20 protein-coding genes are annotated in these 20,946 nt (G+C 72.2%); 6 read left to right on the forward strand and 14 right to left on the reverse strand.

Annotated features, from left to right (window positions below):
• The first annotated feature begins 409 nt into the window (after positions 1-409).
• Entirely contained in the window at positions 410-1,105 is a 696-nt protein-coding gene (locus ACZ6ZN_RS23000; RefSeq protein ID WP_398108764.1) for a M23 family metallopeptidase, read from the forward strand.
• Positions 1,106-1,120: 15 nt separating this feature from the next.
• Here the strand turns inward: ACZ6ZN_RS23000 and ACZ6ZN_RS23005 are convergent, their stop codons facing one another.
• A complete protein-coding gene (locus tag ACZ6ZN_RS23005) occupies positions 1,121-1,717 on the reverse strand; it encodes a TetR/AcrR family transcriptional regulator (protein WP_398108763.1) in 597 nt (198 codons plus the stop codon).
• Between the two features lie 122 nt (positions 1,718-1,839).
• On the opposite strand from ACZ6ZN_RS23005, the gene ACZ6ZN_RS23010 reads away from it, so the two are divergent.
• From ACZ6ZN_RS23010 to ACZ6ZN_RS23020, 3 genes are all read left to right on the forward strand, one after another.
• Positions 1,840-3,438 (forward strand): MDR family MFS transporter, encoded by a 1,599-nt coding sequence (locus ACZ6ZN_RS23010; protein WP_451876291.1) that lies wholly within the window; start codon positions 1,840-1,842, stop codon positions 3,436-3,438.
• Between the two features lie 468 nt (positions 3,439-3,906).
• A complete protein-coding gene (locus ACZ6ZN_RS23015; RefSeq protein ID WP_469648862.1) occupies positions 3,907-4,353 on the forward strand; it encodes a helix-turn-helix transcriptional regulator in 447 nt (148 codons plus the stop codon).
• Positions 4,354-4,415: 62 nt separating this feature from the next.
• Positions 4,416-4,862 (forward strand): VOC family protein, encoded by a 447-nt coding sequence (locus tag ACZ6ZN_RS23020; protein WP_469648972.1) that lies wholly within the window; start codon positions 4,416-4,418, stop codon positions 4,860-4,862.
• 19 nt (positions 4,863-4,881) lie between these two features.
• Here ACZ6ZN_RS23020 and cseC read toward each other — a convergent pair whose 3' ends face one another.
• The 5 genes from cseC to ACZ6ZN_RS23045 form a co-directional block, all read right to left on the reverse strand.
• Positions 4,882-6,231, reverse strand: coding sequence for a two-component system sensor histidine kinase CseC (cseC, locus tag ACZ6ZN_RS23025; RefSeq protein WP_469648864.1), 1,350 nt, complete (start codon positions 6,229-6,231; stop codon positions 4,882-4,884).
• A 7-nt stretch (positions 6,232-6,238) separates the two neighbouring features.
• Positions 6,239-6,940, reverse strand: a complete 702-nt coding sequence (gene cseB / locus ACZ6ZN_RS23030) for a two-component system response regulator CseB (protein ID WP_451876294.1) — start codon at positions 6,938-6,940, stop codon at positions 6,239-6,241.
• A gap of 117 nt (positions 6,941-7,057) precedes the next feature.
• Positions 7,058-7,714, reverse strand: coding sequence for a hypothetical protein (locus tag ACZ6ZN_RS23035; protein WP_451876295.1), 657 nt, complete (start codon positions 7,712-7,714; stop codon positions 7,058-7,060).
• Positions 7,702-8,241 carry a SigE family RNA polymerase sigma factor gene (locus tag ACZ6ZN_RS23040; RefSeq protein WP_398108755.1) on the reverse strand — a complete coding sequence of 180 codons (540 nt, stop codon included), beginning with the start codon at positions 8,239-8,241 and terminating at the stop codon, positions 7,702-7,704. Before ACZ6ZN_RS23040 ends, ACZ6ZN_RS23035 begins: the two co-directional genes overlap by 13 nt.
• A 293-nt stretch (positions 8,242-8,534) precedes the next feature.
• Positions 8,535-9,479, reverse strand: a complete 945-nt coding sequence (locus ACZ6ZN_RS23045) for an HhH-GPD family protein (protein ID WP_451876296.1) — start codon at positions 9,477-9,479, stop codon at positions 8,535-8,537.
• Positions 9,480-10,152: 673 nt separating this feature from the next.
• Here ACZ6ZN_RS23045 and ACZ6ZN_RS23050 point away from each other — a divergent pair.
• The gene (locus ACZ6ZN_RS23050) at positions 10,153-10,998 is read left to right on the forward strand and encodes a hypothetical protein (RefSeq protein ID WP_469648869.1); all 846 of its coding nucleotides are present in this window, start codon (positions 10,153-10,155) and stop codon (positions 10,996-10,998) included.
• 138 nt (positions 10,999-11,136) lie between these two features.
• Here ACZ6ZN_RS23050 and ACZ6ZN_RS23055 read toward each other — a convergent pair whose 3' ends face one another.
• From ACZ6ZN_RS23055 to ACZ6ZN_RS23070, 4 genes are all read right to left on the reverse strand, one after another.
• Complete coding sequence (locus ACZ6ZN_RS23055; protein WP_469648872.1) at positions 11,137-11,901, reverse strand: ABC transporter permease; 765 nt, start codon at positions 11,899-11,901, stop codon at positions 11,137-11,139.
• A complete protein-coding gene (locus tag ACZ6ZN_RS23060) occupies positions 11,901-12,818 on the reverse strand; it encodes an ATP-binding cassette domain-containing protein (RefSeq protein ID WP_469648874.1) in 918 nt (305 codons plus the stop codon). The genes ACZ6ZN_RS23055 and ACZ6ZN_RS23060 overlap by 1 nt, the downstream gene beginning before the upstream one ends.
• 76 nt (positions 12,819-12,894) lie before the next feature.
• Positions 12,895-13,209, reverse strand: coding sequence for a transcriptional regulator (locus ACZ6ZN_RS23065; RefSeq protein ID WP_369198773.1), 315 nt, complete (start codon positions 13,207-13,209; stop codon positions 12,895-12,897).
• A complete protein-coding gene (locus ACZ6ZN_RS23070) occupies positions 13,209-13,664 on the reverse strand; it encodes a hypothetical protein (protein ID WP_469648877.1) in 456 nt (151 codons plus the stop codon). Before ACZ6ZN_RS23070 ends, ACZ6ZN_RS23065 begins: the two co-directional genes overlap by 1 nt.
• A gap of 336 nt (positions 13,665-14,000) precedes the next feature.
• On the opposite strand from ACZ6ZN_RS23070, the gene ACZ6ZN_RS23075 reads away from it, so the two are divergent.
• Positions 14,001-14,804: an AfsR/SARP family transcriptional regulator gene (locus tag ACZ6ZN_RS23075; protein ID WP_398108749.1), complete on the forward strand. Its 804-nt coding sequence runs from the start codon at positions 14,001-14,003 to the stop codon at positions 14,802-14,804.
• On the opposite strand, the gene ACZ6ZN_RS23080 is transcribed toward ACZ6ZN_RS23075, so the two are convergent.
• The 4 genes from ACZ6ZN_RS23080 to ACZ6ZN_RS23095 are packed head-to-tail and all read right to left on the reverse strand — an operon-like array spanning position 14,754 to position 20,945.
• Complete coding sequence (locus tag ACZ6ZN_RS23080) at positions 14,754-15,758, reverse strand: LLM class flavin-dependent oxidoreductase (RefSeq protein ID WP_469648879.1); 1,005 nt, start codon at positions 15,756-15,758, stop codon at positions 14,754-14,756. The two genes, ACZ6ZN_RS23075 and ACZ6ZN_RS23080, sit on opposite strands and share 51 nt — an antisense overlap.
• Positions 15,758-15,925 carry a hypothetical protein gene (locus ACZ6ZN_RS23085; protein WP_398108747.1) on the reverse strand — a complete coding sequence of 56 codons (168 nt, stop codon included), beginning with the start codon at positions 15,923-15,925 and terminating at the stop codon, positions 15,758-15,760. The genes ACZ6ZN_RS23080 and ACZ6ZN_RS23085 overlap by 1 nt, the downstream gene beginning before the upstream one ends.
• On the reverse strand, positions 15,922-18,765 hold the full coding sequence (gene lanM, locus ACZ6ZN_RS23090) for a type 2 lanthipeptide synthetase LanM (protein ID WP_469648881.1): 2,844 nt from the start codon (positions 18,763-18,765) through the stop codon (positions 15,922-15,924). The genes ACZ6ZN_RS23085 and lanM overlap by 4 nt, the downstream gene beginning before the upstream one ends.
• Complete coding sequence (locus tag ACZ6ZN_RS23095; protein WP_469648884.1) at positions 18,762-20,945, reverse strand: peptidase domain-containing ABC transporter; 2,184 nt, start codon at positions 20,943-20,945, stop codon at positions 18,762-18,764. Before ACZ6ZN_RS23095 ends, lanM begins: the two co-directional genes overlap by 4 nt.
• Position 20,946: the final 1 nt, after the last annotated feature.

The following is a 20,946-nucleotide window of genomic DNA, read 5'->3' on the forward strand; positions in this document are numbered from 1 at the left end:
GCCAACATGTCGTGTGCATGCTTGTGCGCGAGGGTGGCGCGAGGGGAACCGTAGGGTTACCGGACGGTAGGTGCCTAGAGGCGTGCGCCACATTTCCCGAATGGCCGAAGTGGGCCACCGGTGACATGCCGCACAGGCGATATGTCCGGTACTAGCCGGAATAGTGGCGAACGGGCCGCAAGGAAGGGAAATCGCCCCCGGGGGAGGGTGACGAAGAGCTGGCCAATGCCGGTATTTGTCCCGAATGAGCACTGTGTCAAGAGACGTGGAACACGGTGCCAACGTACTAACTTCGGCCGTAGATCACGCTTTTGGGCGTTTGTCGGACTTCGGGTTACCAAGGGATGGCCACACGGCGAGCGACAGTGCGCCGGGTGGTTTTCTCCGTCCCCTTCCATACGAGGTTTCGATGTCCCAGCGCGTCACGTCCCGTTCTTCCCGTACGTCCCAGCTCCGCACCCGTGCGACCGTGCTGGCCGCCGGCCTCGGTGTCTCGGTCGCACTGGGGGCCGGGGTCGCGTCCGCCGCCGACACCACGGCCGCGTCCGGCGCGGCCACCGCCGTCCAGGCGCAGGCCGCCGCCCAGGCCAAGGCCGCCAAGGCCGAGGCCCTAAAGGCCGAGAAGGCCGCCAAGGCCGCCGCCGTGAAGGCGGCCGCCGAGAAGGCCGCCGCGAAGAAGGCCGCGCCCTCCTGGGTCGACCCGGTGAAGAAGTACAAGCTCTCCGCGAGCTTCGCCCAGAACGGCGGCATGTGGGCGCACAAGCACAGCGGTCAGGACTTCGCGGTGCCGAGCGGCACCCAGGTCTTCGCCACCCACGGCGGAACCGTGGTCAAGGCCGGCGGCAACGGCGCCGGTGACGGCCCCGCCTACGGAAACGCCATCGTCATCAAGCACGGCAACGGCACGTACTCCCAGTACGCCCACCTGTCGAAGGTCAAGGTGCACATCGGCCAGATCGTCAAGACCGGCCAGGAGATCGCGCGGTCCGGCAACACCGGCAACTCCAGCGGTCCGCACCTGCACTTCGAGATCCGCACGACCCCGAACTACGGCTCGGCGGTCGACCCGGTCAAGTTCCTGCGCGCCAAGGGCGTGACGGTCTGACCTGACCCCCCGGCCCTAGGATCCCGCCGCTCCGCGGTGGGCCTGGGCCACCAGGTCCGTGGCGACCTCGAGGACGGCTCTGCTCTTCTCCTCGGGGTCGTTTCCCATGTCCTGGAGCAGGAACATCCCGGCATGCAGCGTGAAGATCGCGCTGGCGCAGCGGACCTGGTCGACCAGGTCCGCGTCCGGGTCGACGATGATGTCGCGCAGGCTGCGGATGCGCTCCTTGAAGGACTCGCCGATGCGCAGCTCGCGCACCGTGGCCTGGTTCTCGTGCATGAAGCGGAACAGCGGGGCCGCCTGGGCCAGCGTGTCGGCGTAGCGGCGGACGATCTCCTGCTTGGTCTCCAGGGTGTGCGGCTGCCGGCGGCCCCAGTCGATCAGGTCCTCGATGGGCTGCGTGAGGTCCTCGAAGATGCTGACGAGGATCTCTTCCTTCGTCTTGAAGTGGTAGTACAGGGCCGCCTTGGTGACGTCCAGGTGCTCGGCGATCTCCCGCAGGGATGTCTTCTCGTAGCCCTGCTCCGCGAAGAGTTCGAGGGCCACGTCCTGGATGCGCCGGCGGGTGTCCCCGCGGCGCCGCTGCCTGGTGCCGTCCATGGTGCCGCCCATCCTCCTACGCCGCCCGCTTTCCAGAAAACTTACTTGACGACCGGCTAGTGCGCCGCTAGCTTCCGAGTGTAGTCACTAGCCGGTCGGCAAGTAAGTAGCAGTTGCTGGGGGAGTGGGAAGCGATGGCGGACACAACGGACACATCGGCGGCGATCGCCGCCGACAGCGGGGGGAAGCAACCGAGAAGCGTGCGGGTCGTCCTGCTCGCGCTCATGATCGCGATGATGCTCGCGATGCTCGACAACATGATCATCGGTACGGCGATGCCGACGATCGTGGGCGAGCTGGGCGGTCTGGAGCACCTCTCCTGGGTGGTCACCTCCTACACGCTCGCCACCGCGGCCTCCACCCCGCTGTGGGGCAAGCTCGGCGACATGTACGGCCGCAAGGGCACGTTCCTGTCGTCCATCGTCATCTTCCTGATCGGCTCGATGCTCAGCGGCATGGCCCAGGACATGGGCCAGCTGATCGGCTTCCGCGCCGTCCAGGGTCTGGGCGCCGGCGGTCTGATGGTCGGCGTCATGGCGATCATCGGTGACCTGATCCCGCCCCGGGAGCGCGGCAAGTACCAGGGGATGATGGCCGGCGTCATGGCGCTGGCGATGATCGGCGGCCCCCTGGTCGGCGGCACGATCACCGACAACTGGGGCTGGCGCTGGGCGTTCTACATCAACCTGCCGCTCGGCGTGGTCGCCCTGGTCGCCGTGAGCGCGGTGCTGCACCTGCCGAAGAAGCGGGCGCAGGCCCGGATCGACTACCTGGGTGCCGCGCTGCTGACCGTCGGCATCACCGCGATCGTGCTCGTCACCACGTGGGGCGGCACGGAGTACGCCTGGGACTCCGCACGGATCATGGAGCTCATCGGCATCGGCGTCGCCGCGCTGGTCGGGTTCGTCTTCTGGCAGACCAAGGCGGCGGAGCCGGTGGTGCCGCTGCACATCTTCCGCAGCCGCAACTTCACGCTGATGTCGCTCATCGGCTTCATCACGGGCTTCGTGATGTTCGGTGCGACGCTGTTCCTGCCCTTCTACCAGCAGGCCGTGCAGGGAGCCACCGCGACGAACTCCGGTCTGCTGCTGCTGCCGATGCTCGGCGCGATGCTGGTGACCTCGATGGTCGCCGGGCGGGTGACCACGAACACCGGCAGGTACAAGGTGTTCCCGGTGCTCGGCAGCGTGCTGATGATCGTCGGCCTCTACCTGCTGTCCACGATGGACACCGGTACGTCGCGGGTGACCTCCGGCGTCTTCATGGCCGTGGTCGGCCTCGGCATGGGCTGCCTGATGCAGATCACCATGCTGGTGGCGCAGAACAGCGTGGAGATGAAGGACATGGGGGTCGCGTCCTCGTCCACGACGCTGTTCCGGACGCTGGGTTCCTCCTTCGGTGTCGCGATCATGGGCGCGCTGTTCAACCACCGTGTCCAGGACGTCATGGCCGAGCGGGCCGGGGCGCTGGGCTCCAAGGTGACCGAGCAGTCGGCGCAGCTGGACCAGGCGAGCCTGGCGAAGCTGCCGGAGGCGGCACGGGAGGCGTACCAGCACGCGGTGTCCGCCGGCACGCACTCCGCGTTCCTGCTCGGGGCCGTGATCGCGGTGCTCGCGCTGGCGGCGGCGGTGTTCGTCAAGGAGGTGCCGCTGCGAGGCGCGGGCCCGAAGGCCCCGGAGGACGGCACGCCGGGCGCCCCCGCGACCCAGGCACCGCTGGCGGAGGCGCTCTGACCGAGGCGTCGCCGACGGACCCGGCGGACCCGGCCGACCCGACGGACCTGACGGACGCGGACCGTGACCGCCGGACCGGGCGAGGACCGACACGTCGGCCGGCCGGCTGACCGATCCCCCACGAAGGCCCCGGGCGGCTGCGCTGCCCGGGGCCTTCGCCGTGCCTCGCGGGGGCCCTCCGGGACGCCTGGCGGGTGCCCGTACCGGCCCAGCCTGTGCGCGAGGAGCCACGCGGCCGCCACCGCTTCCACCACCTCGAACCGGCACGGCCGGCCGGGGTGAGCGCGTGGCTGCACCCCTTCGAGCACCACGGGAAGCAGCGTCTGGACGGGTCCTGGCCGGCCTCGAACCCGTTCTGGGGGGGGGGCCGCCCAGGCGCGTCCCGTGCGACGTGCCGGGCGGCGCTGAGGTCCGGGCCCGCCGCTGCGCCAGGGGCCGCTGTCAGACCCCCGTGCCACCATCGGTCGCATGGACAGGACGCGGCAGGTGCGGCTCGCCAAGGACGCCATGGACCGGGACTGGGCCGACCCCGGCCTCGACCTGGACACCGTCGCCGCGCACGCCGGGTACTCGCGGTACCACTTCCTCCGGGCCTTCAAGGAGGCCTACGGCGAGACCCCCGGCCAGTACCTCACCCACCGCCGTATAGAACGGGCCGAGGACCTGCTGCGCACCGCCGACCTCTCCGTCACGGAGATCTGCCACCTGGTCGGCTTCAGCAGCGTCGGCACCTTCTCGGCGCGCTTCAAGGCCTGGACCGGGCTGACCCCGAGTGAGTACCGCACCCGGCACGTCGGCCGAGGAGCCGCCCTCGTCCCCGGCTGCTACGCGATGCTCTGGGCGGGCGGATTCCGCTCCGGCCCCGGCGCCGGGCCCGCTCCCCGCAAGGAGAGCAATTCCGGAGAAGCGGGCTGACGGACCCGCTGCCTACCGTGGCAGGGCAAGCAGCGACCGCCGCGGAGCAGCAGGAGCACGCCATGATCAAGGGTCTCGCCATCTCGACCGTCTGGGTCCTCGACCAGGACCGGGCCAGGGAGTTCTACACGGAGAAGCTGGGTCTGGAGGTCCGTACGGACATGACCATGGGGGAGGGCGGCATGCGCTGGCTCACGGTCGGCGCGCCGAACCAGCCCGACGTGGAGCTCACCCTGATGGTGCCGAGCGGGCCCGCGATGGACCCGGAGTCCGCCGAGATGCTCAAGAAGCTGGTCACCAAGGGAGTGCTCGGCGCGGGCGTGCTGACCACCGACGACATCCACGGCGACTACCGGAAGCTCAAGGACCGGGGCGTGGAGTTCCTCCAGGAGCCGCAGGAGCGCCCCTACGGCACGGAGGCGCTGTTCCGCGACGACTCGGGCAACTGGTTCTCCTTCACCCAGCCCCGCGAGGGCGGCCTCGACCCGGACCAGGACTGGTCCTGCTGACCGCGCACCGGTACCCGTCCTACGAGGCCGGCAGCACCGGGTAGCTGCCGGTGTTCGTCGGCGCATGCTCCGGCAGCCACAGCACCGCCACCGCCCCCTCGGCCCGCACGTCCTGGGCCGCGCCCGGGGTGCGGACGTTGCGGAAGGTCAGCCGGGCGCCCAGCACCCGGGCCTGGCCGGCAGCGATGGTCAGGCCCAGGCCGTGCCCGTGCCCGGCCCGGTCCGCGCTGCCGGTGCGGAAGCGGCTCGGCCCCTCGGCGAGCAGGTCCTCCGGGAAGCCCGGCCCGTGGTCGCGCACCCGGATGACCCGGCCCTCGACGGTGACCTCGATGGGCGGTTTGCCGTGCCGCGCCGCGTTGGCCAGCAGGTTGAACAGCACGCGCTCCAGCCGCCGGGGGTCGGTGGTGACCTCCGACTCGTGCACGATCCGCACCTGGATGCCGGGGTCCTTGGCCGCCACCCGCCGGGCGACGAACTCGCCCAGCATCAGGTCCTGGAGTTCCGCCCGCTCCGAGGCGCCGTCCAGCCGGGCCACCTCCAGCACGTCCTCGACGAGGGTGCGCATGGCCTTGGCCCGGTCCAGCACCAGCTCGGTCGGGCGGCCGGGCGGCAGCAGTTCGGCGGCTGTCAGCAGCCCGGTCACGGGGGTGCGCAGCTCGTGCGCGATGTCCGCGGTGACCCGCCGCTCGGCCTCGATGCGCTGGCGCAGGGCGTCGGCCATGGCGTCCACGGCGCTCGCCAGGTCGTCGGTCTCGTCCCGCACGACCCCGCCCATGGCGTCCCGCACCCGGACGTCCGTCTCGCCGCCCGCGAGCTGGTTCGCCGCGACGGCCGCCTTGCGCAGCCGCCGGGACAGGTGCCCGCCGATCAGCACACCGAGCGCGCTGCCGCCGAGGACGACCGCGATGGATCCGATGATCAGCGCCTGGTCCAGGTCCTGCAGGATGTCGGAGCTGCGGTCGGTGAAGCCCGAGTGCAGCGACATCACCTGCCCGTTCTTCAGCGGCACGGCGGCCCATATGTCGGGCACGTCGCCGGGCCGGTCGGCCACGTAGGTCGCCCGCTGGCCCGCTTCGACCCGCTCGCGCAGCTCCGGCGGCAGAGCCGGGTCGTTGATCTTCGTGTTGGGGAAGTTCATCCGCCCCGACAGCTCGAAGTTGCGCTGGGCGATCATGATGCGCTCGTCGGCGAGGTCGCGGGCGTTGTCCAGCATCGACACCCGGGCGGCGTTGTGCACCACGAGGCTCAGCGCGACGGCCACCAGCGCCCCGACCAGCGCGATGGCCGCGCTCAGCTTCCATCTCAGACCCGTGCGGATCCCCGCGCGCTCCAGCCCCGCGGCGACCAGCCGCCGGAAGTGCCCCCTCATACCCCGCTCAGGCCTTCAGCTTGTAACCGAAACCGCGGACGGTCTCGATCCGGTCCTGCCCGATCTTCTGCCGCAGCCGCTGCACATGGACGTCGACCACGCGGGTGTCCCCGCCCCAGCCGTAGTCCCACACCCGCTCCAGCAGCTTGTCGCGGGAGAGCACGGTGCCGGGCGCGGAGGAGAACTCCAGCAGCAGCCGCATCTCGGTCGGGGTCAGCGCCACCGGCCGGCCCGCCCGGCGCACCTCCATGCCCTCGGTGTCCACCTCCAGGTCCCCGAAGGTCAGCGCCCCGCCGCCGCCCGGGCCGGCCGGGTCCGCGGACCGGTCGCCGCCTGCGTGCCCGAAGCGGCGCAGCACCGCGCGGATCCGGGCGACCAGCACGGCCCCGTCGAACGGCTTGGTCACGTAGTCGTCGGCACCCGCCTCCAGGCCCAGGACGACGTCGATGGAGTCGGCGCGGGCCGACAGCATGATGACGGGCACGGTCGACTCGTCCCGGATGCGGCGGCACAGGCTGACCCCGTCGAGCCCGGGCACCATGACGTCCAGCAGGGCGATGTCGGGGCGGTCCGCCCGGAACGCCTCCAGGCCCGACAGGCCGTCGGGCATGGCGGTGACCGCGAAGCCGTCCCGTTCCAGGGCGAGCTGCGTGGCCTCGCGGATGACGTCGTCGTCCTCGACGAACAGGACGTGGGTCTGCTCTGCCATCCCGGTGCTCTCAGTCCTTCGTGGTCCGTGGGGTGCTTGTCTTCACTGGGACGCACGGGCCGTGCGCCGCGTTCACCGGCCCGGCCGTCACCGACCGGATCCGCCGGCCGTCCCGCGTCAGCTCGCGGGGACCGGCGTCGCGCTGTCGCCGGCGACCTTCCCGTAGTCGTTGTGCGTGCGGTACTTCTCGGTGAAGCGGCCGGACGCCCACCGGTACGTGATCACGTGCTCGCCGGAGGGGCTCGACACCGGGTCGCCCCGCTCGTAGACCTGCTTGGTCACCACCAGGTCGCCGCGGTCGATCTCCGCGTAGACGGGCGGCTCCTCGGCCTTGAACACGTTCTTGTACGAGCCGTCGTGCTCGCGGTACACGTAGCTGCCCACACCCACCGCGTCACCGCAGGTCAGCACGTTCACCACGATGTCGTCGGCCGACCCGCCGGTGAGGTTGCCGTAGGAGACGTCGACCGGGTACTCGTCGGCGACGCACGGCTTGAGGTCGCGCTTCACCTCGGGGGCGACCTTCGGGTCGTCCTTGAGGAGCGCGACCGCGTTCACGTTCTCGGGCGTCTTCGACGGTGCGGCGGACGGCGTGGCGGCGGCGGCGCCGGCCACCGAGTCGGCGTGCGCCGGGCCCTCGTCGCGGGCGCCGGTGCCGCCCGCACCGCACCCCGACACCAAAAGGGCGAGGGCGGTGGGCACGGCCAGTGCCGTGCCCACCGCCTGAACGCCACTGCGGGTCCGTGCGGACCCCCCGCCGGTCAGGCCGCGCACCGCTCCCGCTCCTCACGCTCCAGCGCGCGTGCGTCCAGATCGCGGGACTCCAGCTCCTCGCGGAGCCGGGCGAGCGCCCGGTGCAGCGTGCTCTTGACCGTTCCGGCCGACATGCCGAGGGCGGCGGCCGTCTCCTCCGTGGACATCTGCTCCCAGTGTCGCAGCACCACGACACTGCGCTGCTTGGGGGCGAGCACCCGCAGGATGTCCATCAGCAGGGCGCGGTCCGCGTGCTGCTCGGTGGCGTCGTCGACCGAGGCGTCCGGGAGCTGCTCCGTCGGGACCTCCTCCAGCTTCCGCGCCCGCCACCACTCGGTCCGGGTGTTGATCATCACCCGGCGCAGGTAGGCGTCCGCCAGCCGCTTGTCCTCGATCGTCTCCCAGCGCCCGTACGTCCGCACCAGCGCCGTCTGGAGCAGGTCCTGCGCGTCGGTGGGGTCCGGGACCAGGCGGCGGGCGCTGCGCAGCAGCGCGTCCTGCCGGGTGCGCACGTACTCCTCGAACTCGAGCACCTCGCCCTGCGCCATGGTGAACCGCCTCCCGTTTCCCCGTCCGGGCCGGCTCCCCGCCGCCCGTGCACTGCCTGTGGTCCTCAGTCGTCCCGGGTTGGCCGGGAACGTTTTCGAAGGTACGGAGGCCGTGTCACGGCACTGTCCGAGGCAGCCTGCGGCCAGCACTCGGCTGTCCGTCGGTTGTGTAACGGAAGTCGGAACAGGGTAAAGACGCGGGGGAGTTGGAAGGCGTTTGGGGTGATTTGTCCCGGCGAACGCCGTGACGTATGCGGTGGTGAGGAGCCGCCTTCGTGGTCCGTCCGTGGGTCTCAGGTCAGCGGCAGCCGGTAGGACCCGCCGGGCATCGGCTCCACCAGACCGTCGGCGACGAGCCCGTCCAGGGCGCGGGCCCGCTGCACCGGCTCGTGCCACACCCGGTCCAGGGCCGTCTGCGGCACCGGCCCGGGTGCCTCGCGCAGCACGGCGAGCAATCGCCCGCGCACCTGCCGGTCGGTGCCCGCGTACGTCTGGCCCCGGCGCGGCGGCCCGTCGTGCGCCGGCTTGCCCGCCAGCCGCCACGCGCAGCTCGCGGCGATCGGGCAGCGGTGGCAGGACTCGTTCTTCGCCGTGCACACCAGCGCGCCCAGCTCCATGGAAGCGGCGGCCCAGCGCGCGGCGGTCGGTTCGTCCTCCGGCAGCAGGGCGCGGGCCAGCTTGCGCTCGGCGGCGGTGGTGGCGTTCGGCGGGTACTGCGTCCCGGTGACCGCGCGGGCGAAGACCCGGCGCACATTGGTGTCCAGCACCGGGTGGCGCTGCCCGTAGGCGAAGGAGGCGACGGCGGCGGCCGTGTACTCGCCGATGCCGGGCAGGGCCAGCAGCTGCGCGTGATCGGCCGGTACGTCCCCGCCGTGCCGTTCCGTTATGGCGACGGCGGCGCCGTGCAGCCGCAGGGCCCGGCGCGGGTAGCCGAGCCGGCCCCAGGCGCGGACGGCCTCGCCGGGGGCCTCCTTGGCCAGGTCGGCGGGGCGCGGCCAGCGGGTCAGCCACTGCTCGTAGACGGGCAGCACACGGCTCACCGGCGTCTGCTGGAGCATGAACTCACTGACCATCACGCCCCAGGCCCCGGCCTCGGGGCGCCGCCACGGCAGGTCGCGGGCGTTCTCGTCGAACCAGTCGATGACGGGGGAGTGCAGGTCGGCACCGAGGGGCGTGCCGGGGGTGGCCGGGCCGGCGGGGGAGGGGACGGGGTGCGAGGGCTTCGTGGGAGCAGTCATGGCCTTCCGATGGTGCCACGCGGGGCTGCCGATCCGGGCACACCGCCACCCGCGGGGCCACGCCGGACCGGTGATCGCCACCGGTCCGGCCCCGCCGCCCCGCGCGGGCGCCCCGCCGGGCGCCGGCACCGCTCCGCCCGGCGCGCTGCCGCTCCGCCCGGCGCGCTGCCGCTCCGCCCGGCGCGCTGCCGCTCCGCCCGGCGTGCTGCCCCTCTGCCCGGCGTGCTGCCACTCCGCCCGGCGTGCCGGGGGCGTCGCGCGCCCGGGGCGCCCCGGGCGCGTCGCCCTCCGCCGCGAGCGGGCTCGCCGCACCGCGCGGCCCGTCGCACCGCGCGAGCAACTCGCGCCTCACACCGCCCAGTCGGGGGCGGTCGCGCGCCCGGGACCGCGGACGCCTGCGCACGGAACCGGACTTGGGCGCCCCGCCACTCCCGGCCGCCCCTGCCATGGCCAGAGGTGCAAGGCATGCGATCGCGAAGTGGGCGTCCCCGAATCCGGTGATCACGCTCGGTAGGCGGCGAGTCGATCTCGTCACCGTGCGCGATCACCGCGCCCCGCATCCCGCGAACGACGGGGGTGGCCACGGCACTTCCGGAATGATGATCCGGAAAAGTTGAGGTCCGAACGGCGGGTGAAACGGGTGAACGCGCCGAACTCTCGTAAGGTTTGCGGCGTGGGATCTCTGCGCAATCCGGTCGGTCCGCTTCCCTCCTCCATCTACTGGCGCAGGAGGGTCGTACTCGTGTCCGTGGTCGCCGTGTTGGCGCTGCTGATCGCCTGGATCGTGTCCATGGGCGGTGGCGGCGGCGACGGTGACGGCAACGGCGCCGACGGCAAGAATCCCGCGCCCTCCATCACGCCCGGCCCGTCCGGTTCCGGCCCGGCGATCAGCCAAGCCCCCGGCGGCCGCGACGAGTCGGAGGACCCGGGCACGGGCGGCTCGTCTGCCGGGTCCGGCGGCGGCTCCGGCGGGGGCTCGGGCGGCGGTTCCGGCGCGGGTTCCGGCGGCGGTACGGGCTCCGGCGGCTCCCAGGGCGCGGGCGGCACCGGCGGCTCCGGCGGCGGCACCGGGACGGGCGTCGGCGCGGGCGACACCCTGCCGGCCGGGTCCACCCTGCCCAACTGCACGCCCAGCGCGGTGAAGTTCAGCCTCCGCAGCCGCCACAACACCTACGACCCCGACCAGACGCCCACGTTCCTGCTGACCGCGCGGAACGTCTCGGACAACGACTGCAAGGTCGATCTCGGGCCGGAGAGTGCGGTGTTCACCATCTCCCAGGCCGACAGCGACGACGACTACTGGTCCTCCGAGGACTGCCCCAAGGCCGCCGCGCACCAGTTGTTCCGGGTCCCCTCGGACAGCGGCATCACCTACACCGTGAAGTGGAACCGCAAGCCGAGCGCCGCCGAGTGCGCCACCCCGCCGGCCGGCTCGGCGAAGCCGGGCACGTACCTGGTCGAGGCCAAGGCACCGGGCTTCGCCAAGGTGCAGACGTCCTTCGTCCTGTCGGCCGACTAGGGGCGGCCGGCCAGGGGCCGTCCTCCCGGCCGGCCCCGTCCTGCCGGACCTCGCCGCCGCGTGCGGGGCGAAGACCGAAGGCCCGCCCCGGACCCGCCCCGGGGGACGGGCGGGTGCGGGGCGGGTGGGAGGGTGGCTTCAGGCGTCGCGGCGCCGCGTGACCAGGTATCCGGCGGTCACGGCGGCCGCGGCCCAGGCGGCGAGCACGCCCAGGCCGGTCCAGGCGTTCAGGACGGTGTCGTCCGGCTGGTCCCGGTAGAGGATGAGCCCGCCGGCCACGTCGGGCAGGAACTGGGCCACGTCCCGGACCCCCGGGATGCTGTTCAGGATCGTCGAGATCATGAAGAACAGCGGCACCAGGATGCCCATGGTCAGCGCCGAACTGCGCAGGACGCTCGCCAGTCCCATGGCGAAGACGCAGAGCAGCGTGGTGTACAGCACCGCTCCCACCAGGCAGCGCGGCACCCCGTCGTCGAGGACCGAGACGTTCCGCGCGTCGCCCATCACCAGCTGGGTGGCGAGGAAGCCGGCCGACACGACGAGGGTGGAGACCACCAGGGCGGTCGCCGCGCCGGTGAGGATCTTCGCGCCGTAGAAGACGCCGCGCCGGGGCACCGCGGCGAGGGACGTGCGGATCGTCCCCGACGCGTACTCCTGCGTCACGACGAGCACGCCGAAGACCACGAGCGCGATCAGTCCGAGGCGCAGCCCGCTGAAGCCGGCGGCCACCGGGTCGAAGTTCTTGAGCGCTTCGGCGTCCTGGGCGGAGCCGCGCAGGTAGGAGCCGGTGAGGACGGCGACCGCCACCGTCGCCAGGAAGTACGTCACGAGGCACCACACCGTCGCCCGGACCGTGCGGATCTTCACCCACTCGAAGGCCATCGCACTGCTGATCGCGGTCATCACCGGCTCGCCCCCTGTCCGGCCCGGTACTCGACGGTGCCACCGGTGAGCTGCATGAACGCCTGCTCCAGTGAGGCCGTCTGCGGGCTGATCTCGTACACCGTCACGCGCTCCTCGGCCACCAGGGCGCCGATCCTCTCCTGGGTCGTCCCGGTCGCCTCGATCGCCCCGTCGGCACCGGCGGCGGCGGAGATGCCCGCGGCGTCCAGCACGTCGAGCAGGCGCTCCGGCTGCGGTGTGCGGATCCGGATGCCGGAGCGGGAGTGGCGGGCGACGAACTCGGTCGTGGAGGTGTCGGCCAGCAGCCGTCCGCGGCCGATCACGATCAGGTGGTCGGCGGTCAGCGCCATCTCGCTCATCAGGTGGCTGGAGACGAGGACCGTACGGCCGTCGGCGGCCAGCTTCTTCATCAGCTCACGTATCCACAGGACCCCTTCGGGGTCGAGTCCGTTGACCGGCTCGTCGAGCAGCAGCACGTCCGGGTCGCCGAGCAGCGCGGCGGCGATGCCGAGCCGTTGCGCCATGCCCAGCGAGAGCCCTTTGGCCCGCTTGCCGGCCACCGCGGACAGGCCGACGGTCTCGAGGACCTCGTCGACGCGCCGGTCGGGGATCCGGTTGCTGCGGGCGAGTCCCAGCAGATGGCCGCGGGCGGTGCGGCCGCCGTGCAGGGCCTTGGCGTCGAGCAGCGCGCCGACCGTGCACAGCGGGCGCGGCAGGTCCGCGTACCGTCTGCCGTCGATGAGCGCCTGTCCGGCGGTGGGCCGGTCGAGGCCGATCAGTGTGCGCATGGTCGTCGACTTGCCGGCTCCGTTGGGACCGAGGAAACCGGTCACCCGCCCGGGTTCGACGCGGAAGGAGAGCCCGTCGACGGCGAGGGTGTCTCCGTAGCGTTTGGTCAGGTCCTTCACTTCGATCATGGCTGTCCCCCTGCTGCTGTCGTGGTCCACGCGGCGACCGTGCGGGCCTCGCGGCCCGGGCCGGCGGTGGGCCGGTCTACTCGTCGGTCACGGGTTCCGCCGCCGTGCGGGCCACCGCGGCGATGCGTTCCAGGGCGGCCGCATGCCGGCGGAACGCCTCCCGCCCCTGCCCGGTCAGCCGCAGGTGGGTACGGCGGGGACGCCCCTGGCTCTTGCGCACCTCGACGTACTCCTCGGCCGCCAGCGCGGAGACCTGCTTGGACAACGCCGAGTCGCTGGTGCCGATCGCATCGCGCAGGAAGCCGAACTCCACCCAGGAAGCGGGCGCCAGCAGCGCGACGATCGACAGCCGCGCGGGCACGTGCAGGAACTCGTCGAAGTCCGGGTCCATCAGCCTCGCCGGCCTTCCTTGCGTACAAGTGCCTCGAACAGGGAACGCGTCCACTGCGCACCCGGCACGCTGGCGAGCGCGAGCACCACGCCGGCGAGGGTGTGCGGGGCCGGCGCACCGGCGGCGGAGGCGGCGGCCGAGAGGCCCACGAAGGTTCCGATGAGGATTGCTGTCACGGCCAATGCGAACACCTGCTCTACGGCGCTCGGCCGCCGGCGCACCGCCGAACTCCGCCGGTGCAGCACCCACTGCGCGGCGGCCAGCAGGGCGAGCGGCACGATCATCGCCCCGTTCCACGGCGTGGGCAGATCGAACGAGAGGCAGACCAGGAAGATCATCGACGCCGCGATCAGCACCACCGGTCTGGAGAAGCCCTGACGGGCATATGCGTGCCGGGTCTGGTCCTGGCGGCGGCGGATGTCGTCGAGTGCGGCCTGCGCGTCGTCGGAGGTCATGCGTGCCCCTCGCTCGTGCTTACTTTCCTGTCAGGAAAGTACCACCTACTTTCCTGACAGGAAAGTACTTCGGTGTGAGGTGGCTCACAGCAACCTTGTTCGGGCTTGCACGTGCGATCTCTCTGATCGAGGGTTGGGGCGTTCCGGTTGACCTACGGGGCACGCGTCCTGTCAGAAGGGGCACACACACCCTGAGTGCCTCGTCGCTGAACACAATTCACATACGGGGGACTACTTCATGCGCATGATCGTGCGTTGTACCGCTGCGCCCAGACGGAGAATCGGCGGCCCCGCGAAAGGCCGACACCCCCTCGCATCGTGACGGGGGGCGGGGAGATGCTCTTCAGGATTCTCGGTCCGCTCCGCGTCCGGGGGGACTTCGAGCAGTGCTCGCCCGTCCGGCGCGCGATCCTCACCGCCCTGCTGCTGCGGGCGGGCCAGCCGATGGGCATCGCGCAGCTGGCCGAACTGCTGTGGGACGAGCCGCCGGTGTCGGCGGTGGCGAACATCCGCAGCCACATCACCGGCCTGCGCCGCGACCTGGAGCGCGCGGCGACGGGGCTCAGCGGCAGGATCCGCACCCATCGCGGCAACCAGAGCGGCTACATGCTCGACGCCGCCCCCGAGGAGGTCGATCTGCCGACCTTCCTCTCGTACTCACGGCAGGGCCGCAAGCTGCTGGCGCAGGGCGAGGCGGACCGTGCCATCGAGACGCTGGAGGAGGCCGTGACGCTCTGGCGCGGTCCGTTCGGCCAGGACCTGCCGCCGACCCGGTGGTTCGACGCCCACACCGCCGGCCTCAACAAGGCGCGACTGGACACCTACCAGGACCTGTTCACGGCCCGCATCCTCGCCGGCCGCACCGAGATGCTGTCGTACCAGATCGAGAGCCTCATCGCCGAGGCCGCCTACCAGCAGCGCCTGTGGGAGCTCCTGGCCGCGGTGCACTGCATCGAGGGCAACGCGGCCGACGCGCTGGCGGTCATCAAACGCTGCCAGAAGGTGTTCGTCGAGGACCTGGGCCTCAACCTCCCGCCGGACGTCGAGGCGATGCGGGCCGCCGCACTCGGCTGGGACCGCCAGCACGCGTTACGGCTGATCGCCGCCCGCACCCGGATGCTCAGTTTCAGCCCCGGCTGAGGCGGGGCCCGGCAGCGCCTCCAGGATCCGCAGGAGATCCCGGGCGGCCGCCTGCGGGCCGTGCACCAGGCCGACCCCGGTGGCGTTGAGGACCACCTCGTCGACACCGGCGGCCCGGTACGCGTCGAGCCGCTCGTGGATCTCCCGGGCGCTGCCGTACAGGAACACGCCGCCGTCGATCAGCCGCGCCCCGTCCTCCGGCTCGCCGCGCACCTCGATGCCCGCCCGGCGCAAGGTCGCCTGGTAGTGCGGGAGTTGGGCGTGCGAGCCGCAGGCCGCGGCCGCCAGGTCGACGGCCTTGCGGTCGGGGCCCGACAGGGCGACGGGAACGATGGCCGTGACCTTCAGCGGCTCGGGCAGGGTGCGCCGGACCGCGCGCGCGGCCGGGATCAGGGTCTCGCCCAGGTACCGCGCCGACCCCATCCAGGTGATGGCGGTGTCGGCGACCTCGCCGGCCAGGGCGGCCATGCGTTCCCGCAGGACGCCGAGGCCCACGGACACCGGCGGCGCCGGCGTCCGGAAGAGACTCGCCGAGACGGAGTGGTACTCGCCGGCCAGGGCGACGTGCGTCCCGGCGAGCAGGCCGCGCACGATCGACACGTACTCCCGCGAAGCCCGCAACGGGCTCGCGTACGGCTTGCCCAGCAGGCTCTCCTGGAGCGACGCCGCGCCCGGCCCGAAGCCCGCGACCACCGGGTGCCCGGTGGTCAGGGCGACCGAACGGGCCTCCACGGCGGCGTGGAAGGGGGACCGGAAGGGCATCAGCGAGACCCCGAACCCCATCGGGACCCGGATGCCGATGCCCGAGAGCCAGCTCGCCAGGTGGTGGGACTCCAGGACCAGGCCCTGTCCCTGCCACAGGCGTTCCGCCGCCGTCCAGCGCACCAGATTGGCGAACGGCACCACCTGCTCGGGCCGGTTGGGCCCGAACGGCAGGAGGATCGAGTACCGCACTAGTTGCCCCGTTCCCGGCCGGACCGGACGTACAGGAGGCCGGAGGCGATCGCCCCCGCCGCGACCGCGAACACGGCCCCTCCGTAGTTGTCCTGGGTGATGGCGACGGCGGCGATGACGACACCGATGACCAGCGCGAAGCCCGCGCCCGTCTTGTTCTTCCTCATGACGGTTCTCCTGTCGCTGTCCCCGGGGGGACCTGGTGGGGGGTGGTGGTGCGGGTGGCCGCGCCCGTCAGCGCGACCGGGACGGCGGGGCCGTCCGTGCCCGAAGCGGCGGCGTGCAGCATCAGTTCGGTGTCGCCCACGCCGGCCCAGCCGAACATGTAGCCGAGCAGGGAGGTTCTGCCCACGGCGGAGGTGTGGAATCCCCTCGTCCGGGCCGCCGCCATGACCCGTTCCTGATGGTCGAACGCCCGGTCGAGGAGTGCGTCGTCGCCGAGCAGCCGGGCCGTCGCGATCAGGGACTGGACCACACCGCTGCTCCCGTGACACACCGACAGGTCCAGCGGCCCGTCCTCCGGAAGCCGGGTCGCCCGGTCCGCCAGGCGGGCCGCCAGGCCGTCCGAGAGCATCTCCCGCCGCCCGGCCGAGACCAGGATCTCGGCGGACGTCAGCAGCAGTCCGGCGGCGCCGTTGCACCAGCCCGGCACCGGTGGCTCGTCGCCGTCGGCCAGCCGTGCGGTCAGCCAGTCGGCCGACCCCCGGGCCGGCTTGTCGTCGCCCGTCACCCGGCCGACGCGGGCGGCGGCCCAGCGCAGCCCGAGGTCGCCGTGCGCCACGTCGTACCAGTGGAAGTTCGCGCGCGGGCGTTCGGCGTGGTCGAGGACGAGTGCGCGCAGCCGCGCCAGCCGGTCCGCGTCGACGAGCGGGGCCTCGCCCGACTCCAGCCGCGACAGCAGCAGCATGAGCAGACCGGCCGGCCCGTTGGCCAGGTCGGTGTCCAGGCCGCCCGCCCGGGCCCGCGCTTCGATGGCGTCCAGCACCCGTGCGAGCCGGCCGCGGTCCACCGCGTCGGGCCGGGTCAGCAGGAGCGAGGCCGCCCCGGTGAAGACGCCCTCCGGAACCTGGAGCAGCAGGTCGCCGTACCGTTCGAGCAGCGCGTCCAGCCCGCGGTCGGCGGCACGGTGGACCTCCCGCAGGCCCGGCTCGTGGCGGGCGGCGTTCGCCAGGAAGGCGACGATGCCGCCGTTGTCGTGGAAGGACACGAAGTTGCCCGGGGTGACGGTGGGGGCGTTCCGGTCCGGCCCGATCCCGCACACCCAGCCGGTCTGCGGACCGTCCGGGCCGTCGTACGTCACTCCCACCGAGGCGATGACCCCGGCGATCCGCGACCACCGCTGCGACGGCGTGCCCGCGGCCGGGACACCGGCGAACACCCCCTGCCCGCACAGGCTTCCCGGCGCCTTCCCGCCGGCCAGTTCGCCGAAGCACTCCTCCAGCAGGAACCGGTGGAACGCGTCACCGCGCCGCGCGTTGAGGGCGAGCCCGCGGCGCGCGAAGTCCAGCGCGGAGTGCTTGTAGACGCCCGGGAACCGGCTCCCGGGCGTGGCCAGTTCCGTGGAACCGCCGGGGGCGACGAAGTACGGCACGTTCCCCGTGTGCAGATCGGCCTGCTCCCGCTCCCCGACGTACGCCGCGGCCTCGGGCGTGAGGTAGTCGGGGTAGGTGCCCAGCAGCCGGAAGATCCGCGCGGCCTCCTCGGGCCGCCTCAGGTAGTCCGGGTGGGTCGCCGCGTCCAGGAACCGGCTGTAGACCATCGTCGACCGGATCAGCACCCGCACCGGCATGTCCGGGTAGCCGTCGAGGACCTTCGCCAGCCGTTCGTCCCGCACGGCCGCCAGCGCGTCCGTGCAGCCCGCCAGGATGTCGGCGAAGTGGTCCAGGGGCGACAGCGCGTCGGCGCCGAGGCGCGGGACGTTGTTCTTGTGCCGGTAGGTGACGTTCTCCCACTCCACGCGGATGCCGTCGGTGCCGGAGTCCCGGATCACCGGCCGGCGCATCTTCGAGGCCTGCTCGCCCTCGACGCCGACGCCCGCCATGTTCAGGTCGATGGGCGAGTCGGGGCTGGACATCGGCACGAGCATCGTCGAGGCCACGGAGAGCTTCAGCTGGTTGATCAGCACGTGCGGCAGCGAGTCGTCGTCCACGCCGGCGTTGGGCCGGACCATGGTCTCCGTGTCGATCACGCACGGGTGCTCACCGGCCGCCAGGAGGTTCTCCTCGTGCAGGTCGGACGCGCCGATCGAGCCGAACAGCGTGCACAGGGCCCCGAACCGGTAGAAGTAGCGGGCCGGTTGGGCGGGATCGTGCATCGGGCCGGGCTCGACGAACCGCTGCCAGCCGTGCGAGCCGATGGTGAGCGAGTCCGGCACACAGCCACGCAGGGGGTGCTCGAGGTGGTGGTCCGCCACCGCGTACAGGTCGCGCACGAAGTCGTCGGAGACCAGCGGGCGCGGCTTGAACATGATCCTGGTGCCGTCCACCAGGCGCACGCCGACGACCTGCCGGTTGTCGTTGTGCAGGTCCGCGCCGGTGGCGAACAGCCCGGCCATGGCGGCCTCGCGGGACGGCAGCAGGCCCGCGGCGGCCAGCGCGGCACGGTCCTCGGCGAAGGCGGTGAACAGGTCGGCGTAGGCGTCGAGCGAGTTGCCGAGCACGGTCTCCAGCCTGTCCCGCAGCACCGGGTGGGCGTCGAGGAGCCGGCGGCTGACGGCCGGGTCCGACAGGTGGTCCCGGAACCGGCACAGGGCCCGGTCGCCCTCGGTGGTCAGGGGGAGCCCGCACTCCTCGCGGAAGGTGTGGAACGCGCCGATCAGCATGCGGAAGGCGTGCCCCTCGACGCTGCCGGCGAGGTCCTCCCACACCTGGTCCAGGAGCGGTTCGACGTGCTCCGGCGCGGCGGCCGCGGCGACGAGGCCGCGCAGCCGCCCGAGGACGCGGGCGCGGGGGATCAGCTGCGTGTAGAAGGGCAGGAACGCGGGGATCGCGACGTCCGGTGCGGTCATGCTCGCTCGCCTCCGACGAGTGCGTCCACGGGTTCCCCCGCGGTCTGTTCCGGCGTGGCCTCCGCGTACAGGTCCGCGTAGACCGCCCGCGCGGCCAGCAGTTCCTCGTGGGTGCCCTGCTCGACGACCCGGCCGCCGTCGAACACGTAGATGCGGTCCGCCGACCTGATGGTGGCCAGCCGGTGGGCGATGATCACCTGCGTGGCGCCGATGTCCCGGATGATCTCCGTGACCCGCCGCTCGTTCACGGTGTCGAGGGAGGCCGTCGCCTCGTCCATCACGAGGATCCGGGGCCGTTGCAGCAGGGCCCGCACGATCGCCAGGCGCTGGCGCTGCCCGCCGGAGAAGTTGGCCCCCATCTCCGACACCAGGGTCTTCAGCCCCATGGGCAGTTCCTCCAGGAAGTCGAGGATGCCGACGCTGTCGCAGTAGTCGCGGACCTGCTCCAGCGAGATGTCCTGGCCGAGCGTGAGGTTCTCGAGGATGGTGCGGTTGTGCAGGTGCACCTCCTGCGGGATGTACCCGATGGCCCGCCGCAGCGCGTCGCGGTCGTACTCGGCCATGGGCCGGCCGCCGAACCGGACGCTGCCGGTGGTGGGTTCGTAGAGGCCGCAGATGATCCGGCCGAGTGTGCTCTTGCCCGAGCCCGAGCGGCCGACCAGGGCCACGCGGGCGCCCGGGGCGATGTCCAGCGAGACGTCGTGCAGGACCGGATCGCTGTGCTTGGTGTACCGGAAGCCGACCCCCTCCACCCGGATCGACGTCGAGTCGAGCTCGGTGCGGCTGCCTCCGGCCGGCTCGGACGGGGCGTCGGTGATGTCGTGCAGCCGCGCCAGGTACCGCGACGCCTCGTTGAACTCGGTGTACGTCTGGAACACCGACGTCGCCAGCGCGAAGTAGGTCGCGGACACCGCCTGCACGGCGATCGCGGCACCCAGCGAGATCTGGCCGCGGTTGACGAAGTACAGGCTGGCCAGCAGCAGCACCACGGGACCGAACATCTGCGTGGTCGTCGTCAGTCCGGCGATACGGCCCTGCTGCAACCGCATGCGCGCCTTCATCGCGTCGAGCGACTGGTGGTAGGTGGTGCTCCAGCTGTCGACGAACTGGTCCGCGTAGCCGCCCATCTTGATGGTGGGGATCGACACGATCGCGTCCAGTTGCGTGGACTGGCTCTTCGACAGGTGCGCGATCTCGGCGTCCACGGCCTCCAGCACCCGCACCCGGGTGAGCGCCAGATAGGCGGCGTTCAGCAGGAACAGCCCGGACGCGACGAGTCCCAGCCGCCACTCGGTGACGAAGAGGTACACGCTGACGCAGACCAGCGTCCCGACGTCCAGGATGCCCTGGGCGACGCGGGAGGACAGCAGGTCGCGGATCGAGTTCACGCTGTTGAGGCGGAACAGCAGTTCACCGGGTTGCCGGGTGGTGAAGAACCGGTACGGCAGGGACAGCAGCTTGCGGAACGTGTGGGTCATCAGGTGCCGGCCGAGCAGGGCGACCAGCGAGGACAGCACGGTGACCCGCACCAGGTGCAGCGCGAACCAGCCGACGGCCACCGCCAGCACCATCCCGACGACCTGGGACAGGTCGGCCAGCCCCGACCAGCGGGCGGTGCGGTCCACGGCCCACTCGGTGAGCATCGGGATGCCGAGCACGGCCCCGTATCCGCTGAGCGACAGCAGCGCGACCAGGGCGATCCGCTGCCGGGACCCCTCGGCGAACAGCGGCATGCCGCGCCACTCGGACAGGGGCCTGCCGCGGGTGCGCTCGAAGTCCGGCCCCGGTTCCGCGGCCAGTGCGATGTGGCTGAAGCCCGCCTCCAGCTCGTCGCGCTTGATCCGGCGGCGGCCCACGGCCGGGTCCATGACGACGGCCGTCTCGCCGTCGAACGTCTCCAGGACGACGAAGTGGTAGTCCTCCCAGTAGAGGATCACCGGGGCGGTGAACTTCTCCAGCGCGGAGACGTCCTTGATCCGGTACGCCTTGACGTCCATGCCCCGGGAGGCGAGGAACCGGCCGAGCTGCTGGGCGGACAGGCCGTCGCGGCCGGCGTCCATCGCCTCACGCGCGCTGGACAGTTCCTCGGCACGGCCGTGGTAGCGCAGCAGGGCGACGCAGGAGCACAGGCCGCACTCGGTCTGCGTGACCTGGGTGACGGTGGGTACGTGGCGTGCCATG

It is taken from the genome of Streptomyces sp. NPDC053665, assembly GCF_055585285.1.

Bases quoted from the DNA above. Each gene is read 5' to 3' on its own strand.
- ACZ6ZN_RS23085 (WP_398108747.1), bottom strand. From the start codon at position 15,925: ATGAGGAAGAACAAGACGGGCGCGGGCTTCGCGCTGGTCATCGGTGTC.
- ACZ6ZN_RS23040 (WP_398108755.1), bottom strand. From the start codon at position 8,241: ATGGCGCAGGGCGAGGTGCTCGAGTTCGAGGAGTACGTGCGCACCCGG.
- ACZ6ZN_RS23015 (WP_469648862.1), top strand. From the start codon at position 3,907: ATGGACAGGACGCGGCAGGTGCGGCTCGCCAAGGACGCCATGGACCGG.
- ACZ6ZN_RS23055 (WP_469648872.1), bottom strand. From the start codon at position 11,901: ATGACCGCGATCAGCAGTGCGATGGCCTTCGAGTGGGTGAAGATCCGC.
- ACZ6ZN_RS23060 (WP_469648874.1), bottom strand. From the start codon at position 12,818: ATGATCGAAGTGAAGGACCTGACCAAACGCTACGGAGACACCCTCGCC.
- ACZ6ZN_RS23070 (WP_469648877.1), bottom strand. From the start codon at position 13,664: ATGACCTCCGACGACGCGCAGGCCGCACTCGACGACATCCGCCGCCGC.
- lanM (WP_469648881.1), bottom strand. From the start codon at position 18,765: ATGACCGCACCGGACGTCGCGATCCCCGCGTTCCTGCCCTTCTACACG.
- ACZ6ZN_RS23065 (WP_369198773.1), bottom strand. From the start codon at position 13,209: ATGGACCCGGACTTCGACGAGTTCCTGCACGTGCCCGCGCGGCTGTCG.
- ACZ6ZN_RS23075 (WP_398108749.1), top strand. From the start codon at position 14,001: ATGCTCTTCAGGATTCTCGGTCCGCTCCGCGTCCGGGGGGACTTCGAG.
- cseB (WP_451876294.1), bottom strand. From the start codon at position 6,940: ATGGCAGAGCAGACCCACGTCCTGTTCGTCGAGGACGACGACGTCATC.
- ACZ6ZN_RS23020 (WP_469648972.1), top strand. From the start codon at position 4,416: ATGATCAAGGGTCTCGCCATCTCGACCGTCTGGGTCCTCGACCAGGAC.
- ACZ6ZN_RS23045 (WP_451876296.1), bottom strand. From the start codon at position 9,479: ATGACTGCTCCCACGAAGCCCTCGCACCCCGTCCCCTCCCCCGCCGGC.
- ACZ6ZN_RS23005 (WP_398108763.1), bottom strand. From the start codon at position 1,717: ATGGGCGGCACCATGGACGGCACCAGGCAGCGGCGCCGCGGGGACACC.
- ACZ6ZN_RS23000 (WP_398108764.1), top strand. From the start codon at position 410: ATGTCCCAGCGCGTCACGTCCCGTTCTTCCCGTACGTCCCAGCTCCGC.
- ACZ6ZN_RS23010 (WP_451876291.1), top strand. From the start codon at position 1,840: ATGGCGGACACAACGGACACATCGGCGGCGATCGCCGCCGACAGCGGG.
- ACZ6ZN_RS23095 (WP_469648884.1), bottom strand. From the start codon at position 20,945: ATGGCACGCCACGTACCCACCGTCACCCAGGTCACGCAGACCGAGTGC.
- cseC (WP_469648864.1), bottom strand. From the start codon at position 6,231: ATGAGGGGGCACTTCCGGCGGCTGGTCGCCGCGGGGCTGGAGCGCGCG.